The 17920-nt window shown below is 34.6% G+C and carries 20 protein-coding genes and 1 pseudogene; 11 read left to right on the top strand and 10 right to left on the bottom strand.

What is annotated here, in order from left to right; translation table 11 throughout:
* Nucleotides 1-242 precede the first annotated feature (242 nt).
* The 3 genes from BB045_RS03105 to BB045_RS12295 are packed head-to-tail and all read left to right on the top strand — an operon-like array spanning nt 243 to nt 1343.
* Nucleotides 243-581 (top strand): PadR family transcriptional regulator, encoded by a 339-nt coding sequence (locus tag BB045_RS03105; protein WP_053036160.1) that lies wholly within the window; start codon nt 243-245, stop codon nt 579-581.
* Nucleotides 571-996 carry a hypothetical protein gene (locus BB045_RS12300; protein ID WP_256268156.1) on the top strand — a complete coding sequence of 142 codons (426 nt, stop codon included), beginning with the start codon at nt 571-573 and terminating at the stop codon, nt 994-996. Before BB045_RS03105 ends, BB045_RS12300 begins: the two co-directional genes overlap by 11 nt.
* 23 nt (nt 997-1019) lie before the next feature.
* A complete protein-coding gene (locus BB045_RS12295; RefSeq protein ID WP_256268154.1) occupies nt 1020-1343 on the top strand; it encodes a hypothetical protein in 324 nt (107 codons plus the stop codon).
* A gap of 347 nt (nt 1344-1690) precedes the next feature.
* On the opposite strand, the gene BB045_RS03095 is transcribed toward BB045_RS12295, so the two are convergent.
* The 4 genes from BB045_RS03095 to BB045_RS03080 all read right to left on the bottom strand — a co-directional run bounded on the left by BB045_RS03095 (nt 1691) and on the right by BB045_RS03080 (nt 6909).
* Nucleotides 1691-2794: a mannitol-1-phosphate 5-dehydrogenase gene (locus BB045_RS03095; protein ID WP_070581105.1), complete on the bottom strand. Its 1104-nt coding sequence runs from the start codon at nt 2792-2794 to the stop codon at nt 1691-1693.
* Entirely contained in the window at nt 2794-3228 is a 435-nt protein-coding gene (locus BB045_RS03090; protein WP_070581104.1) for a PTS mannitol transporter subunit IIA, read from the bottom strand. Before BB045_RS03090 ends, BB045_RS03095 begins: the two co-directional genes overlap by 1 nt.
* 11 nt (nt 3229-3239) lie before the next feature.
* Nucleotides 3240-5276 (bottom strand): BglG family transcription antiterminator, encoded by a 2037-nt coding sequence (locus BB045_RS03085; protein WP_070581103.1) that lies wholly within the window; start codon nt 5274-5276, stop codon nt 3240-3242.
* Between the two features lie 73 nt (nt 5277-5349).
* Nucleotides 5350-6909, bottom strand: a complete 1560-nt coding sequence (locus BB045_RS03080; protein WP_070581102.1) for a PTS mannitol transporter subunit IIBC — start codon at nt 6907-6909, stop codon at nt 5350-5352.
* A 325-nt stretch (nt 6910-7234) separates the two neighbouring features.
* On the opposite strand from BB045_RS03080, the pseudogene BB045_RS03075 reads away from it, so the two are divergent.
* A pseudogene (locus BB045_RS03075) lies at nt 7235-7447 on the top strand (zinc ribbon domain-containing protein).
* 248 nt (nt 7448-7695) lie between these two features.
* Complete coding sequence (gene rarD / locus BB045_RS03070) at nt 7696-8601, top strand: EamA family transporter RarD (RefSeq protein ID WP_053036150.1); 906 nt, start codon at nt 7696-7698, stop codon at nt 8599-8601.
* Nucleotides 8602-8833: 232 nt separating this feature from the next.
* Here the strand turns inward: rarD and BB045_RS03065 are convergent, their stop codons facing one another.
* Nucleotides 8834-9022, bottom strand: coding sequence for a hypothetical protein (locus BB045_RS03065; RefSeq protein ID WP_037550807.1), 189 nt, complete (start codon nt 9020-9022; stop codon nt 8834-8836).
* A 247-nt stretch (nt 9023-9269) separates the two neighbouring features.
* On the opposite strand from BB045_RS03065, the gene BB045_RS12290 reads away from it, so the two are divergent.
* The 3 genes from BB045_RS12290 to BB045_RS12280 are packed head-to-tail and all read left to right on the top strand — an operon-like array spanning nt 9270 to nt 10565.
* Complete coding sequence (locus tag BB045_RS12290) at nt 9270-9470, top strand: hypothetical protein (protein WP_053036148.1); 201 nt, start codon at nt 9270-9272, stop codon at nt 9468-9470.
* A complete protein-coding gene (locus BB045_RS12285) occupies nt 9452-10231 on the top strand; it encodes a CDP-glycerol glycerophosphotransferase family protein (RefSeq protein WP_305954602.1) in 780 nt (259 codons plus the stop codon). Before BB045_RS12290 ends, BB045_RS12285 begins: the two co-directional genes overlap by 19 nt.
* Nucleotides 10203-10565: a CDP-glycerol glycerophosphotransferase family protein gene (locus BB045_RS12280; protein WP_256722950.1), complete on the top strand. Its 363-nt coding sequence runs from the start codon at nt 10203-10205 to the stop codon at nt 10563-10565. The genes BB045_RS12285 and BB045_RS12280 overlap by 29 nt, the downstream gene beginning before the upstream one ends.
* A gap of 673 nt (nt 10566-11238) precedes the next feature.
* Here the strand turns inward: BB045_RS12280 and BB045_RS12520 are convergent.
* Complete coding sequence (locus tag BB045_RS12520; RefSeq protein WP_370591667.1) at nt 11239-11376, bottom strand: hypothetical protein; 138 nt, start codon at nt 11374-11376, stop codon at nt 11239-11241.
* Between BB045_RS12520 and BB045_RS03045 the strand changes: the two genes are divergently transcribed.
* The 3 genes from BB045_RS03045 to arcC all read left to right on the top strand — a co-directional run bounded on the left by BB045_RS03045 (nt 11315) and on the right by arcC (nt 14568).
* Nucleotides 11315-12316, top strand: a complete 1002-nt coding sequence (locus BB045_RS03045) for a PTS sugar transporter subunit IIC (RefSeq protein WP_371091978.1) — start codon at nt 11315-11317, stop codon at nt 12314-12316. The genes BB045_RS12520 and BB045_RS03045 overlap by 62 nt on opposite strands.
* A gap of 305 nt (nt 12317-12621) precedes the next feature.
* Nucleotides 12622-13620: an ornithine carbamoyltransferase gene (gene argF / locus BB045_RS03040; protein ID WP_011274587.1), complete on the top strand. Its 999-nt coding sequence runs from the start codon at nt 12622-12624 to the stop codon at nt 13618-13620.
* An 18-nt stretch (nt 13621-13638) separates the two neighbouring features.
* Nucleotides 13639-14568, top strand: a complete 930-nt coding sequence (gene arcC, locus BB045_RS03035) for a carbamate kinase (RefSeq protein WP_016930574.1) — start codon at nt 13639-13641, stop codon at nt 14566-14568.
* A 260-nt stretch (nt 14569-14828) separates the two neighbouring features.
* Here arcC and lplA read toward each other — a convergent pair whose 3' ends face one another.
* Genes lplA through BB045_RS03015 form a run of 4 tightly spaced genes read right to left on the bottom strand, consistent with a single transcriptional unit; the run spans nt 14829 to nt 17900 of the window.
* Complete coding sequence (lplA, locus tag BB045_RS03030; protein WP_053036139.1) at nt 14829-15851, bottom strand: lipoate--protein ligase; 1023 nt, start codon at nt 15849-15851, stop codon at nt 14829-14831.
* Nucleotides 15852-15862: 11 nt separating this feature from the next.
* Nucleotides 15863-16777 (bottom strand): SIR2 family NAD-dependent protein deacylase, encoded by a 915-nt coding sequence (locus BB045_RS03025; RefSeq protein ID WP_070581099.1) that lies wholly within the window; start codon nt 16775-16777, stop codon nt 15863-15865.
* Entirely contained in the window at nt 16761-17558 is a 798-nt protein-coding gene (locus BB045_RS03020; protein ID WP_070581098.1) for a protein-ADP-ribose hydrolase, read from the bottom strand. Before BB045_RS03020 ends, BB045_RS03025 begins: the two co-directional genes overlap by 17 nt.
* Entirely contained in the window at nt 17559-17900 is a 342-nt protein-coding gene (locus BB045_RS03015; RefSeq protein WP_011274595.1) for a glycine cleavage system H family protein, read from the bottom strand. It lies immediately after the preceding gene.
* Between the last annotated feature and the right edge of the window lie 20 nt (nt 17901-17920).

The raw sequence follows: 17920 nt of genomic DNA, 5'->3' as shown, positions 1-17920 counted from the left end.
TTGAAAAAGGCTTATAAAGTGATTTAACTCTTTTCAATTATAAACAACTTGGCTCAGGTTATACCTAGAGCAAGCGAACAGCAACAATACGCAGTATTGTGTAAACTGAAATTATTAAAGTAACTTAATAAACTGCGATTTAGCAACCATTAAGCAACCACTACCTTTTATCATAAGATAGTTGACTTATTTTTTAAAATGCACTATCTTATATTATAAGATAGTTAATAAAAGGTGATGACATGTCAGTATCTAATCAAATGATGAAGGGGCTTTTAGATGGCGCAATACTTGGACTTATAGCTAAGGGCGAGACGTACGGGTATGAAATTTTAGAGAAATTAAAAGAAAACCAATTTCCTGAAATTAGCGATGGTAGTATTTATCCGGTATTGCTTAGGTTAAGCAAGAAGGGCTATGTTCACACAACCACGCGCAAATCGGATAACGGTGGACCTAAGCGAAAGTATTATACGATTTCTGAAAGTGGACAAGCAGAATTAAAACGATTCAAAGAGAAATGGAGTTATCTTAACTCAGGAATGAATAACTTATTCGGGAGTGATGAATATGATGACTAAAGAACAAGAGGACTATATATTTAAATTAAAAGCAGAATTAATGTTTAGAGGTAAGGATGAAGATGAAGTACACGCTATTGGAGACGAATTGCAAGATCACTTTGAAATGGCAGAATCGAACGGTGATGACGTCAGTAACATTCTGAACACGCCTGTAAAAGATTATGCGGATAACTTTTCTAAAGAAATGAGCTTTACCAAAGGACTACCTAGATATTTAACGTACTTTGTGCTTTTTATGTTTGCGTTATTCACAATTCCAGATTTCTTTGAAAATGAGTTTACCCTAACATTAGGATATATTTTAAATACAATCTTTATCTTTGTAATAAGTGTTGTCGTACCATTATTTTTAATAAAGAAAGCTATTATGAAATATGGCGATGTTAACGTGTATATGTCTATGCATTTATAGGAGGAATAGTTCTTTTCTCACTGATGGTTTTAAGTACGTTTATTGCTAAAAGATACCCAATATATACACTTGTGACACTAAATCAAACCCAAAGCATCATTACTGGGCTCATATTATTAGCCATCGTCATGGTGCTATGTTTCGTAGTTAAACAAAAACTATTTGCACTTGTAATATTTATCGTGTGCTTACCTAATTTAATAGGTCAAATATTTAAAGCGCATAGCCATTCTAACGAGCAATTTTTAACGATATCAATTGTACTTTATATCGTTCTAATAATCGGGATGAACATCGCATTTTTCGGACATGCTTACTACACGAACCGAAAAGAAAAAGACAAGTAATTAGAGTTGAGAAAATTGATTGAACTAACATATTTAAATATATCAAAGATATAAATTAACATTGCTAAAAATACTAAGTATTGGCTGCGAGACGCTACTAGGAATAGCATTAGCACTGAGACAAAACCTAAATAAAAAAGAGTTAAATCACAACCTACAAGACTTTGAAAAAGGCTTATAAAGTGATTTAACTCTTTTCAATTATAAACAACTTGGCTCAGGTTATACCTAGAGCAAGCGAGCAGCAACAATACGCAGTATTGTGTAAACTGCACACATTAAATTACTACCAAACATTTAAGTAACTTAGTTTACTGTTAAGGTAATTAAATTGTTAAAGTAATGAATTACAATTCTTCATAAACAGCTACAATTTCATTTGCTAAACGGTCATTGATTTTCGCATATTCTTGTAAGAATGCTTTTACACCATGTGCATCAATGTATTCACGCATTTCAACTGTTTCTTTATCGTTCATATCATCATATTTTAATAATAACGCTGCTGCTTTTAATAAGCCTTTGCGACGTAAATTATTTTCATATAAATAAGATAAAGGTTTGATAATACGATCTTTAGGACCGATTTTACGAATTGTTCCACGACCTACACGTGTTACTTCGTCAGAAAGGTATGGATTTTCGAAACGACCAATAATCTTCTCAACATAAGCCGCTTGTTCTTCTTTAGTGAAACTGAAATTATCAACGATGTACTCGCTTGTTTCACCTAATACTTGACGTAAATCTGCAACGATAGCTTCATCTTTAACAGCATCTAATACAGTATCTCTACCATAGAAGCGACCAGCATATGCTAATAAAGCATGACCAGTGTTAACTGTTAATAATTTACGTTCGATGTAAGGTGTTAAACCATCAACATATTTAATATGTTCTAACTCTTCACCGTACCAAGCGTCTTTTTCAACAACCCATTCAAAGAAAGGTTCAACCATAACGTCTAAGATATTGTCATCCTTTTGAAGTGGGACAATACGGTCAACTGCAGAGTTCGCGAAGTGAATGTTATCACCTAATGGACCAGTGATGTCTAAGATAGCTTCTTTAAGCGTATCAGTCGCCATAATCGCATTTTCACACGCTACGATATTAACGTGATTTTCCTTCTCTTTTAAGACTGGTGCAAATGATTTCGCAATGATAGGAAGGATGTTCACACCAACTGCAGTTGTAATAATGTCAGCTTCAAGAATTGCTTGTTTCAATTCATCTGAAGGTTGACCACTGTTAATCGCACTAACGCCAGTAACGCGTGTTGTTGTTTTTTCTTCATTAGCAAGAATAACGTTATACGCGCCTTCATTATCTAATGCATTAATAATTTCCTCATTAACGTCTGCAAATGTTACATCAATGTTGTTATCTGAAAGAATATAGCCGATGAATCCACGGCCAATATTTCCAGCTCCGAAGTGTACAGCTTTCATTATGCGTCAGCCTCCTCGAAGACTTGTTTAATTTCTTCAGCAGATTTAGCGTTGACGATACGATCAACATTTTCTTCTTCACTGAATGTAATTGCAATTTTAGATAACAAGTCTAAATGTTTGCCATCTTTACCAGCGATGCCAACAACAACTTTAACTGTTTCGCCGTTCCAATCTACGCCTTCAGGAATTTGTAGTAATGTTAAACCTGATGCTAATACATCACCTTTAGCTTCGTCAGTACCGTGAGGAATTGCTAAACCATTACCCATGAATGTTGAAACAAGTTGTTCACGTTCTTTCATTGCTTGGATATACGCTTCGTTTACAGAACCGTTATCTACTAAAGCACGACCAGCTTTTTCAATTGCTTCGTCTTGGCTTCCTACAGATACGTTTAAAAAGATATTGTCATTACTAAATAATTCAGTCATTTTTTACACTCCTAAGTTAATTGATTGTGAATTCGTTTTAAAAAGCTATCTCTCAATATGTGTTTCATAGCGTCAGGGTCTTGCATGAAGTCATCAATTTGCTCGAGATGATGTCCTAATTCAGCAGATAATTCCCCAACAAGTTGTGCCATTTCATCATTATTTGGGATGAATAGGCTAACCATATATTTAATTTTGAAAAGGTCATTTTGAGTACTTTGCATGCCCAAACTTTCATTTAATATCGTGATTAAAATGAGAGGGCGTAATATTAAATCATCCTTCATATGTGGAATCGCAACGGGATAGGGTTGCAATATCCAACCAGGATTCTGATTTAATTTATCTTGCAACAGCTCAGCGAATGACGTCTGACTATTCGGCGCAATGACGCCATGTTCCTCAAGATAGTCAGCTAAATAATGATTCCAAATAGTTACATCTTTGTATTCAAATTGCATAGAGTTCAACAATGATAAGCCGTGTTCGATGTTCATGACCACTTGATCAGGGTCTTGAATCGAATGTTTCATTTCGTTCTCTTCATGTTGTTTCGCTATATGCTCGGTTGTCTTTAAGAATGATGCTACATACGCTACATCGGATTCTGGTAGCAATGGATTGACGGTAATAAATGGCGTTGTGATATCCAATTTAACCGTTGAAATAATGCCATCGTAATCCTCTAGATTTAACATTTTCAAATCACTGACGGACGCTTGTGTAATCTTCTCTATTTCATTAAAAGATTGTTGTAATCGTGTTGCCAACAATCGACTTGTTCCAATACCACTACTGCAGACAACTAAAACATGTAGTAGTTGGGTGGACTGACTTTTCAAGGAGCCACCAAAATGCAAAACGATGAAGGCAATCTCACTATCCGGGAAGACTAACTCTGGCCATGTCTGATCGATGGCCTTGTGTACAATATCGAAGAGACGAGGATACTTGTACTTAATCATCTCGGTGAGTGGATTGTACGTTTCAATGTTTGCTTCCAAACGATTAATCGCTGGATTAATGTGCAATGATAATCCATGAACAAGCGTTGCATAGTCTTCGAATGATTGGCCTGATAAGCGCTCTACACGATTTACAAATGCTTGTATTTTACGGTCGTCAAATTCATTATTCTCAAACATCTTGGAGGTTGTTCGACGGTTTGCACCACGTAAATGAATTGTTATAAAAGTGACTTCCGCTTGGTTAAAGTCGATGTCGTATAGTGTCTCTATACGTTTCGCAATTTCTGTGGCAATTTGATGTTCAAATGTGTCTTTTACAGAATTATGAATATCTTCATTAATCGATACATATTCACCATTTTGAATACGCGCAATACTTAACACGATATGGACGGTTAAGGTCAGATAACTCGATTCTGTTAAGGTATAAGGTAATTGGCCTAGGTAATCCATTAAAATACGTTCAATCTTAAATATGCTATCAAGGTTGACTAAAGCTTGTTGTGATTGATTAATCGATTGATAGACGAAGTGGTTCTCGATAACCGAGTAAACACTTGTACTATTCAAGTTGTTGACCATCAATTGACTTAAGAACTCACGTTTCTTTGATTCGGGGCCATCAAGATATACCCCTTCACCACGCTTGCGATAAAGGATAAGTTGATAGCTAGCGAGATCATTCTCTAGGTCATCAAGCAATTTGGTTAATGACTGAACAGATACGCCAATTTCTTGAGCCAAGCTGTATTGCTTAACAGCATGTTTTGATTGAATGAGCGCATATAGAATAATTGCCTTTTGTTCTTCAACAGACAAGTCAATGGTATCGTGTTGTGCCATTTCTTGTTTTAACAGTCGGATCTGGTCATAATCACAAGATAACTTAATCCCTTTTTTATTTGCCCGTTCAAGTGTCATATTGAAGCCTTGGAGGTAGGTTTCAATCCCTTTTAATTCACGATGAATAGTACGAGAGGACACGCCAAGTTGTTGAGCAATTTCATAAATCGTGACGTATTGACAGTAATACTTAATTAGCAGTTCAATGATTTCCTTTTCACGTATACTCATTAACATGGTGTGTCCCCCCCTTGAAAGGAGTCTTAACATAAGTGATAGAAATAATATGTTCGACTCCCAAACTATTTAATTATGCTTTGTCTTGATCTTTCTTCAAGTTGTTTAATAACTCTTCATAACGTGGAGAATTTAAGAAGTTATCCACTGAGATATGAATTGCGTTTGGAACTTGTTTGATTGCACGGTCTGTTAATGTTTTTTGTGTAATAACAAGTTGTGCATTATTTGGTAATTGGTTAATAGCAGTATTTGTAACATTAACGTCTGAAATGCCTGCTTTTTTGAATTTATTACGTAACATACTTGCACCCATTGCACTAGAACCCATACCCGCATCACATGCGAAAATAATATGGTCTACGTTGCTATAGTCGTGAGCGTCTACGTCTTCAGTGTTGTAGTTATCAAGTAAGTCTTCTTCTTCATCCTCTGATGAAGCTTCTTTTTTATCTTCATCATCAGCTTTGTTAGCAGCTACGCCAGCTGCGCCAGTACCAGTTGTCGCACCAGTTAATTTAGAAGACACGCTAGATTTTTTACCTTTAGTAGATTCCATTTTAGCTGTTGCTGCTTCTAAATCTTGTTTAGGTTCTTTAGTAAATTTCATAATTAATGCTGCAACTACGAATGAAACAAGTGCTGCTAAGAATACGCCTAATACCATGTGTAAGAATTCACCTTTAGGTGCATTTAAACAATACACGATGAATGAACCTGGTGAAGCTGGACTCTTGAATCCGAAACCAGTTGCTTGGTAAGTTGCTACGCCAGTCATACCACCTAAAATAACAGCGATGAATAATAATGGACGCATTAATACATATGGGAAGTAAATTTCATGAATACCACCGAAGAAGTGGATGATACCTGCACCATATGAAGTTGCTTTCGCTGTGCCTTTACCGAAGATCATGTACGCTAATAAGATACCGATACCTGGTCCAGGGTTTGATTCGATTGTGAATAAAATTGATTGACCTGCACTTGCAGCTTGATCAGTACCAAGAGGTGTGAATACACCGTGGTTAATCGCGTTGTTAAGGAATAAAATTTTAGCTGGTTCTACGATGATACTTACGATTGGTAATAAGTGTAAGTGTACTAAGAATTCAACTGCTACAGATAAGATGTGCATGATGAATTGCATAATTGGCGCCAATAATTTGAAGCCAAGGATTGTCATAATGAATGCTAGAATACCTGCTGAGAAGTTATTGAATAACATTTCAAAGCCTTGTGGTGTTCTAGGTTGTAAGAATTGGTCAACTTTCTTCATTAACCAACCAACAAGTGGTCCCATAATCATTGCACCAAGTAACATTGGTGTTTCTGGTAATGCAACAATAACACCCATAGTTGCTGTTGCTGCAACGATACCGCCACGTAAGTCGTGAATTAAACGACCACCACTAAATGCGATAAGTAATGGAATTAAGTATGTGATCATTGGTCCTGCTAATTGAGATAATTCTTTGTTAGGGAACCAACCATTATCAATGAAAATCGCAGCAATAAAGCCCCATGCGATAAACGCACCGATGTTTGGCATAATCATACTACTAAGGAATGAACCAAACGCTTGAACTTTACGGCCGAGACCTTTTTTCTCTTGTGTCTCTGTTTGAGCCATAACTACACCTCTTTTTTTTATTCTGATTTGATAATTCAATTGTAATGGCACAGGAAAGCGTATACAACACAAAGAAAATGCGACTTTGTCACAGTAATTGTGACAAGGTCATGGTGAGAGTCTCACAACTATATTTAAGCCCAATGTAAGAAACTTCTACTTATGATAATTATGTGAGAAATTCCATTGAAAATGTTTGAATATGGCAATGAAAAAATGTCATTAATTATATTTTAAATGCGCAATAAGTTATTACTTATTTAAAGATTAAATGATAGGAAACAGGTTATAGAACAAGTAAGAAACAATATAAGGAATGTTGTTTATGACTGGAAACACAGGAAACGGATGTGTGAAATGTGGACATACGGAAGTGGAATAAGGAACATTATCAGCAACAGGATCTGGACTATCTAAGATGTTTGATGTGCAGCATAACAACTTTAAAACAATAACTTGTAAAAATTGTGGTTATACAGAATTTTATAAAACAAATAATAGAACGAGTGATATTGTCGATTTATTCTTTGTTGGATAATTGAATATCAATATTTATGTCAGAATCAGCGACTTTCTAGGGGCTGATTCTTTTTTGTTTGGCGAAAAGGTAGACTTCGGGTTGTGTGATGTTAGAGGTGCGGGTGTCTAAATTTAAATAAATTCAACCTAAATTACTAAGAATTTGAATAATTTGAGCAGTTTATATACCTACCTTTCTTAACTATTGGTACCATAGTTTTATTAATTAAAACATATTTCCAGGGTTATACCGTAAGGAGGGTTAGGATGAATTCCGATACTGAATTTAAAAAAGGGATTCTATATGCGTTAGGTGCTTATGTATTATGGGGTATCTTGCCAATTTATTGGAAATTAATTGGTGGGGTTAGTACATTTGAAATTTTAGCTTACCGCATTGTATTATCTATGATCTTTATGATACTAATGATCGTAGTTTTAAAGAAATCACAAACGTTCAAACGTGATTTAAAACATTTATTCTCACATCCAATTGAACTAATCGTCATTATTATTGCTGGTTATGTGATCACAATCAACTGGGGAACGTTCATCTGGGCTGTGTCAAATGGACACGTACTACAATCTAGTTTAGGTTATTATATTAACCCATTAGTAAGTATATTATTGGCGTTCATTTTCCTAAAAGAGAGATTCAATAAATTTGAAACGCTAGCAATCATCTTTGCGACAATCGGAGTTCTGTATATGACGATTCGCGTTGGAGAATTCCCAGTCATCTCATTAATGTTAGCATTCTCATTCGGTATTTATGGCTTGTTGAAGAAGATTGTTAAAATTGAAGCCATTAGCAGTATTGCAATTGAATGTATCGTTACAGCGCCAGCCGGATTAATATATATGATTTATTTATGGAATACTGGAACATCATCAGTAGGTTTGAATATGGACACATTCTGGTTAATGTTCTCAGGTGCAGTAACTGCCATTCCATTAATCTTATTCTCAGCGGGTGCCAAACGTATTCCGTTATCTCTAACAGGATTCATTCAATACGTTGGTCCAACAATCATGTTCTTCTTAGGTATCTTCGCCTTTAAAGAACATTTTGATGCGCAACAATTGGTTACATTTGCGCTCATTTGGTTCGGTATCGTATTGTACAGTATTTCTCAATACGTAAAAATGAAACGTAACCCTAGACCTGAATAAATTACAATAAGGCTTGGGAATAAAAAATATATTGGTGCTATTTTACAAATTCGCAGTAGCTGAATGGACTGAGAAGTCACTTAAATTAAACTTTTCTCAGCTCTAGTCATCCTTGCGGGGGTTGAACAACGAATTCAATATGAATTCTGTTCAACTCTCTTTTTTATTGGAATAAAAGTTAATAATTTCAAAACTTAGTTATGTATAAGTAAGATTAATTAAACTGTTTGATTCATTCAATTGCCTCTTCTATTGGATAAATATTTCCATCTTTATCTTTATACATGCCCATTTCATTCAATTTATCATCTTCAGATTCAATGTTTGTTAAGTAAAAATGGTGATCTTTCTTAAGTTGTCTATATTTAATTAAAAACATTAAACATAAGACACTGTTGAAAATTAAAATTAACTTTTTCACTTTACTAACCCCTTTAAATTGTAGTAAATATAAAAAATTATATTTATAAAAACATTAAAAGTAATCACATGTATTACAATATAATAAATAAAGATTTATATATATTTTAGTTACTATTAAATATTACATTTATATTGTAACGTATATTACTGTTCGAAAGTAGATGTATTTATAAATAATTAAAAAAATAATAAAAAATAGCTGTAATATTATGGGAATTTGATTTTAGCTGAAAGAAGGGGTTTAATTGCAAACTATTAAACAAGATGGATCAATACTACATATCTATTTTGAGAATCCTATTAATAAGATTGAAAAGCTCTACATAAAAAACGAATTTAATTCAATAGATGTGGAAGACACTAATGGGGATTTACATTTATCATTGGATGAGGTTGATTTAATAAAACATATTTTTCAAGAAGACATATTGATAATATTAAAATAAACAACACTGCAGCGTGTATAAAAGGTCAGTTTCCGATACTGAATTTCACATTAGAAACTGTGCAACTATTGATAAAAACGAGGCTGACTGACAGAGAAACATTCGTAAATATCAATCATGAAGAAATTGGAAAGACGAAAAATGCATCTACTTATAATTTTTCGGTAGATATTTATAAAGATTTGATAGAATTCATGAAGTATGAATACAAAAATGAGGATATTATAGATATTTACTTAAGTATTAAAGTACTAGAATCATCGGAGAATTTAAGAATAAAAATCGGAAATCCTAGAATAATGGCGGAAAAGCTATTAAAAGGTGAAATTATTACTGAGTTTAACGGTAATATAGTGTCACTTACACCTTATTTCACGATGAAAGGTCGTAATTTATCTTTTAGAATTAATACGTATGACATCGATAGTTACTTAACATATGTGGATGAGTTAAAAAGATCAAAACGTCCCAACTTCTTAAAAAAGGAAAATCAAAAAGTGTGGGTAATTGGTGAAAAATCATATAAAGCTCAACTAGGTATTGAAAGTAATAAAAAAATCATTTTATACGCACCGACATTTAGAGATGATGAAATTAATAAAGCCAAAAAACACATCATCAATCTAAAACTTGACTTACAAAGATTGAAGGAAAGTATTGGGGATGAATATATTCTCATTTTACGCCCACATATTATTATTAGTAACGCGTTAAATTTAAGTGAATCGCTAAATGATTTTGTCGTCGATGGTACCAAATAATCCTGAAATCAGTGATCTATACTTAATTACAGATATATGCATCACAGACTATTCGTCAGTCATGTTTGATTTTGAAAATACAAAGAAACCATTATTATTCTTCACCTATGATTTAGAATTTTATAAGAACAGATTACTTGGCTTTTATTTTGATTTTGAAAAAGAAGCACCAGGTCCACTAATTAAAACAAATGATGGCTTAATCGAAGCAATAAAAAATATTGATGACATACAAGAAGAATATAGAGAGAAATATAAAGCCTTTTACAATCGTTTCTGTACCTTTGAAAAGGGCATAGCGTCTAAAACGATAGTAGACAAATTCTTTAAATAAGACTGCTAAATATATTTTGACTCCTTTGCTAGAAATAGTTATAGGGGGAGTGGGACAGAATTTAACTTGAATTCAGTTTCATTCCCTTGTTTTATACATAGCAAAAGCACTTATAGCATTGGGAGAACTATAAGTGCTTTAACGGCCATATTGGCGTTTTGGGAAAATACAATTATTGGCTTTTAATAAAATGTATATTAAGGATACATTTTATCGGCATGGGATCATTAGTGATTCATAAATGTACTCTATAATTTAAGGAAGTGTGAGTAATTCAATCTAAATTGAAAAGAAAAGAACATGTAATTCAACACATAAGAAATTACTAATGCAATGATTACCCCAAAACAAATACATCAATTATGTATTTACTTTTAATAAATACCTAGTCAAATTAAAATAAAATTATTTTTTAAAAAATAATAAAAATATTAACTTTATTAAAATCAAAAGTAATCTACTTAAAATTGTGCTACGCTAATAATAAATAAAAAGTCATTCCAATTACCAAATAATAATATTAAATGCGAAATTCGTATATATTCTTCTGCATAGTATTAATTTTGCTTTTTACATAAAAAATAATAAATTCCGTGGAATATAATTTGTTTTTTTAGTAAAATAGTCACCAAACGAGGATAAAAGATAACTTTAAACGTCTAAAACAGTTAACTTATATTCTCATTTTTTTATTATCTACAAGGGGATGGAAAAATTTTATGGATTTACTTATTGGTACTTTATTCTTAATTTTAGTTCTTATTATTTTTACATTATTTACGTATAAAGCGCCTAACGGAATGCGTGCGATGGGAGCACTGGCAAACGCGGCTATTGCGACATTCTTAGTCGAAGCATTCAACAAGTATGTTGGTGGAGAAGTATTCGGAATCAAATTTCTGGAAGAATTAGGGGATGCTGCGGGAGGTCTTGGCGGTGTTGCTGCAGCCGGATTAACTGCGCTTGCGATTGGTGTATCTCCAGTCTATGCACTAGTTATTGGTGCTGCCTGTGGTGGTATGGATCTCTTACCAGGTTTCTTCGCAGGTTACCTTATCGGTTACGTTATGAAGTATACAGAGAAATATGTTCCAGATGGTGTTGATTTGATTGGTTCAGTAGTTCTACTTGCGCCACTTGCAAGATTGATTGCAGCAGGTTTAACGCCAGTCGTTAATAATACACTTTTAAAAATTGGTGACATTATTCAAAGTAGTACAGATACGAATCCAATATTTATGGGTATCGTTCTTGGCGGTATTATTACAGTTGTTGGTACTGCGCCATTAAGTTCAATGGCATTGACAGCTTTGTTAGGACTAACAGGTATACCTATGGCAATCGGGGCAATGGCAGCATTTAGTTCAGCATTTATGAACGGTACATTATTCCATCGTTTAAAATTAGGTGATCGCAAGTCAACGATTTCAGTAAGTATAGAACCTTTGTCACAAGCAGATATAGTGTCAGCTAACCCAATTCCAATTTACATAACGAATTTCTTTGGTGGAGCAGTTGCAGGTTCAATAATCGCATTATCTGACATGATCAATGATGCGACAGGTACAGCAACACCAATTGCTGGATTTCTTGTAATGTTTGGTTTTAACAATCCAATGACAGTCGTTATTTATGGCGTTGTCATGGCTATCGTTGGTGGACTTGCAGGTTGGATTGGTTCACTCGTATTTAAGAAATATCCAATTGTTACTAAACAAAATATGATTGATCGAGGTGCTAAAGACGCATAGTATTAAAAATAAACCTTCTTTGTATTGTCATTACAAAGAAGGTTTTTGGTATATAAATCCCTAAAAGAAATTATTTACTAAATAAGTTTAATAATGCCATTTTATGTGTAATAATAAAATCATGAAAATCATAGTAATCACTTTCATTATAGCGCTAAAAATTGTAAATATATCAAAAAACATGTTATTGTAAACATTTTGTCAATTATACATAAATAATTTATAAAGTTATTTGAAAAGTGTTGTATTATATTTTGCAATCGCTTACAATACATGTGAAAGATATCACAAAGGAGTTGTACAAGATGCAAAATTTAAGAAACAGAAGTTTTTTAACACTATTAGACTTTTCACAAAAAGAGGTTGAGTTTTTACTAAATCTATCAGAGGATTTAAAACGTGCGAAATACGCCGGTATAGAACAGCAAAAACTTAAAGGTAAAAACATCGCATTAATTTTTGAAAAAGATTCTACTCGTACACGTTGTGCGTTTGAAACTGCAGCATATGATCAAGGTGCTCACGTGACATATCTTGGACCAACTGGAAGCCAAATGGGTAAAAAAGAATCTGCAAAAGATACTGCTCGTGTATTAGGTGGTATGTATGATGGAATCGAATACCGCGGCTTCTCACAACGTACTGTTGAAGAATTAGCGAAATATTCAGGTGTGCCTGTGTGGAACGGCTTAACAGATGAAGATCATCCAACTCAAGTACTTGCTGACTTTTTAACAGCAAAAGAAGTATTGAAAAAACCTTACCATGAAATCAACTTCACATATGTTGGAGATGGACGTAACAATGTAGCAAATGCATTAATGCAAGGTGCAGCTATCATGGGAATGACTTTCCACTTAGTTTGCCCTAAAGAATTAAATCCAACTGATGAGTTATTAAACCGTTGTAAAGAAATCGCAGCTAAAAATGGTGGCGAAATCTTAGTAACTGATGACATCGATGAAGGTGTTAAAGGATCAGACGTTATCTACACAGACGTTTGGGTATCAATGGGTGAACCTGACGAAGTTTGGGAAAAACGTATCAAGTTATTAGAACCATATCGTGTAACTAAAGAAATGATGGAAAAAACTGGTAACCCACGTGCCATCTTTGAACACTGCTTACCATCATTCCACGATACTGAAACTAAAATTGGTAAAGAAATCCAAGAAAAATATGGCTTAACTGAAATGGAAGTTGCTGACGAAGTCTTTGAAAGTGAACAATCTGTTGTCTTCCAAGAAGCTGAAAATAGAGCACACACTATTAAAGCTGTAATGGTTGCAACTTTAGGAGAATAATTGAAGGGAGACCTACCTATGTCTAAAATCGTAGTGGCTTTAGGTGGTAACGCTTTAGGACAATCACCTGAAGAGCAATTAGAATTAGTTAAAGGAACAGCTAAATCATTAGTTAGCTTAATCCAAAAAGGTTATGAAGTTGTAATCAGCCATGGTAATGGACCACAAGTCGGCAGTATTAATTTAGGATTAAATTATGCAGCTGAAAATGGTCAAGGACCAGCGTTTCCATTCCCAGAATGTGGCGCAATGAGTCAAGCTTATATTGGTTATCAACTGCAAGAAAGTTTATTAAATGAACTTCATGCTTTAAATATTGATAAACAAGTGGTTACATTAGTGACTCAAGTTGAAGTAGCTGGTGATGACCAAGCATTCAATAATCCTACGAAACCAATTGGCTTATTCTATACAAAAGAACAAGCGGAACAAACAATGGAAGAAAAAGGTTACAAATTCGTAGAAGACTCTGGACGAGGTTATCGTCGTGTTGTACCTTCTCCAATGCCAATCAACATTGTAGAACTAGATAGCATTGAAACATTAATTAAACACGGTACATTAGTTATTGCAGCTGGTGGTGGCGGTATCCCAGTTGTTAAAGAAGAAGGTAACTATAAAGGCGTCGATGCTGTTATCGATAAAGATAAAACAAGTGCTTTACTTGCAGCACACTTAAAATCAGATCAATTAATTATCTTAACAGCAGTAGATTATGTTTATATTAATTACGGTAAAGATAATCAAGAAGCTTTAGGTGAAGTAACAGTGGATGAAATGAATCAACATATTGCTGACGGTCAATTCGCAAAAGGTAGTATGTTACCTAAAGTAGAAGCGGCATTACAATTTATCGAGAAAAATCCGGAAGGTAGTGTATTAATCACATCTCTTGAAGATTTAGGAGATGCCCTAGACGGTAAAATTGGTACATTAATTAAAAAATAATAAACGTGATTGACTTTTGACATGGTTATACAATAACACTCAATACATTTTAATAAATAAGTTGAACCTGGGCTTAATGTATGTGATTTACATACGTAAGCTCAGGTTTTTTTAGTGGTCGTTTGGGGTTTGGGTATTAAAAATCCCCTCACTAGTTGGCATAGTGAGGGGATTGATGTTTACTAAATGTATTATGAAACTTGTTAAAATATTTCAATATCAGAAAGTGTAAAATGCGACTTCAAATTACTTTATTGTAATTAACTCAATATAAATGCCACAAATTCTTCTACGCTAAGATTGCCAAAGTAGAACTTTAAATCAATGTCATTCAAACGTTCAATCAAGTCAGCTTTGACCATACGCGTACCAATTAAATGTTCTTCAACATCGTGAATGTTACCTTGACCAAAGAAATCGCCATAAATACGACAAGCGGCAATACGGTTATGTTCAATTGATAAGGAAATATCAATTGTGCCACAACTAAAGCGCTCATTTCGATTGTATTCATATCGTGGTGAACGGCCATAGTTCCATTCCCAATTATCATACTTTTCAGCGACTAATTGATCGATGCCAGCCCAATCTTCGTCTGTTAATTCATAGCGTTTGGCATCTTTAATGTCATCTATTCCCATAATTTGCTTAATCATGAGATCTTTGAATTCATGAATGGTGATGTCTTGATATTTAGAGTCTAATGCATCGCGGATTTGACCGACGCGGGCACGTACTGATTTGATGCCTTTAGATTCAATCTTCTTACGGTTTGGTTTCAATACGTTGACCATGGCGTCGTAATCGACATCTAATAGTAATGAATAACCACCATAAATACGGTTATTCAATAATGTCATCGCAGCACCTGAAATTTTCTTGTCATTTAAAGCGAGATCATTACGACCACTTTGAATGACGTCAGTTGCGCCTAAATTATGTAACGCTTGAATAGCAGGGCGATAGAAGCGTTGGAAATCACCATAAATGGATGTATCCTGTTCTAAAATACAACATACGTTGACGGCACCATCGTCGACGTAAACTGCGCCACCGCCTGTATCACGACGTACGACTTTAATGTTGTTCTCATCGACGTAGTCTTGATTGATTTCAACCGCTGTATTCTGGAAACGACCGATTTCTACTTTAGGTTGGCAATAATAAGGAAGTAATATATCTTCGTCTAGAAAGATATTGTTATTAATATATACTTGCATCGCCAAGTTTACGGCGCCATCATCGATATATTTACCATTACGAATAGGTTCTATTAAATACATGTTTTCGTCTCCTAAGTTGTTAATTGTCTTTGTGCATTAATGATTAATGATGCTATATCTTCAGTTAGATGAATGGTTCTATCTTGAATTGATTTAGGGATACGATACGCTTTCTTGTTTAACGTCATAAACACGGCATTGGGATTGTGACGCGTCATACGTTGGAAAGGATGTTTCACAAATTGTGGTGTTGTATAACCAATACCAATTTCAAGATATAACACTTTGCCATTCTTATGAGTATCTAGAAAATGATTGTAGCGATCTAATTGTGCATGGAAATCTGCATCTTCAACCATGCCAACTTGTGCTTTACGTTTGTTAATCTCCATAGGGGCATCACATTTTGGGCAATGTGGAATCAACTCATATGGGATTTGCATGTCTTCTTGTTTGGCTACCATTTCGTGAATGGCATCATCATCACGATATGTTTGTGCATGACAGTGTTGGCTACATTGCCAAAGAATGTATTCTCCTTGAATATGGAATACTTTATTTAAATCATAATCTGCCACTAAAAAGGCATTATCTGCATTGGTCGTAATAATATGATAATCCTTGTGTTCAAGTATCTTTTTAAGTGCAACGTAAGAAGGGCCGACAGGTTGGTCTAAGTAGTTCAACTTCACGAAACGACTTTCAAATGCCCAATATTCTTGCCAACTATCAAACGGGTGCAAACTCGCTTGCAACATATCGAAGAAATTATATTTCTCAATAAAGTCGGGAAAGTTCTGCGTAAAACGTTCACCAATGTAAGTGAAACCGTCTGAAGCAGACATACCAGCGCCTATGCCAACAACAATGGCATCAGCTTCATCAATGGCTTGTGCCAAGATATCCGTTTGAGTGGCGTCTTGTTGTTGCGCCTTATCAAGCGCTATCCAATTCTCGTTATGCGTTGGGTTATCTGTTGTTGTCATTGAAAGCCTCCTCATATAGTTCTAAATCTCTATCTGTAAATACATTAAAGAGTACTTTCAACTCTGAGCCAGTTTCATGTAAATATTGACGTGTCGTTTCAATCGCTATACGACTTGCCTCATCTTGAGGGAATCCAAAGACACCTGTTGAAATACAACAGAATGCTAAGTGTCTTAACCCCTTTTCATCGGCAAGCGCTAGACAGCTACGATAACAACGTGCAAGCAAATCTTTATTCATCTGAGATACAGGTTGTTTACGAATTTGCGGGCCAACCGTATGAATGACATACTTGGCTGGTAAATTATAAGCAGAGGTAATCTTTGCTTTACCAACACCTTCTTTACGTCCTTGTTGCTCAATTATATGAGCGCAATCTAAACGTAACTGTACACCAGCCTTGGTATGAATAATGTTATCTATGCAGTCGTGATTCGCTTGCATACATCCTAAGAATCGGCTATTCGCTGCGTTGACGATACCGTCAATATCAAGTGTTGTGATGTCACCTTGCCATAAATATAATGACTCATCTGAAACAGGCGTTAAATCATCAATATGCGTAATGTCTTGTTGGTTGTTTAATGTAGATAAATAGGCATCTTGAATACCTAAGTACTCAGAACTGACAGGCTTTGGAGGGCGCACATTGGCTAAACCTCGATAAAGTTCCCATTGTTCTGTGTCAGTGTGAGGGAAGTCTAAAGGCTTGTCGCCATATTGTTCCTTCCACATCGTTTCAATAAGATAAGATAAGCGTTCTTGTTGGTTCACTGGCATTTAGTCCTCATCTGGATCTGGTAATGCGTCGTATGCTGCTTCATCTACATTTTCTAATTTAACTAACCAATTTTCTTCTGGTTTTTCAGAATTTAAAATCGCTGGTTCATCTTCAGCTTTCGTATTACGTTCGACGATTTTACCTGCAAGTGGAGATTGCACATCTAATACAGTTTTCGATGCTTCGATACTTACAATTTCATCATTGACGTTAACGTCGTCTGGTCCCATAAATTCTACATAACCTACTGTACCTACGTCATCTTGTAATTCAGGTGTCATGCGATAAATATATTGGTTTCCTACCTTTTCGACATATAAATAATTAGCTAATTTAGCCATTTCATTTCATCCTTTCTCTA

The organism is Staphylococcus sp. MB377, from assembly GCF_001922505.1.
GTDB classification, from domain to species: Bacteria; Bacillota; Bacilli; order Staphylococcales; family Staphylococcaceae; genus Staphylococcus; species Staphylococcus haemolyticus.
This window is presented reverse-complemented; position numbering and strand designations above follow the sequence as displayed.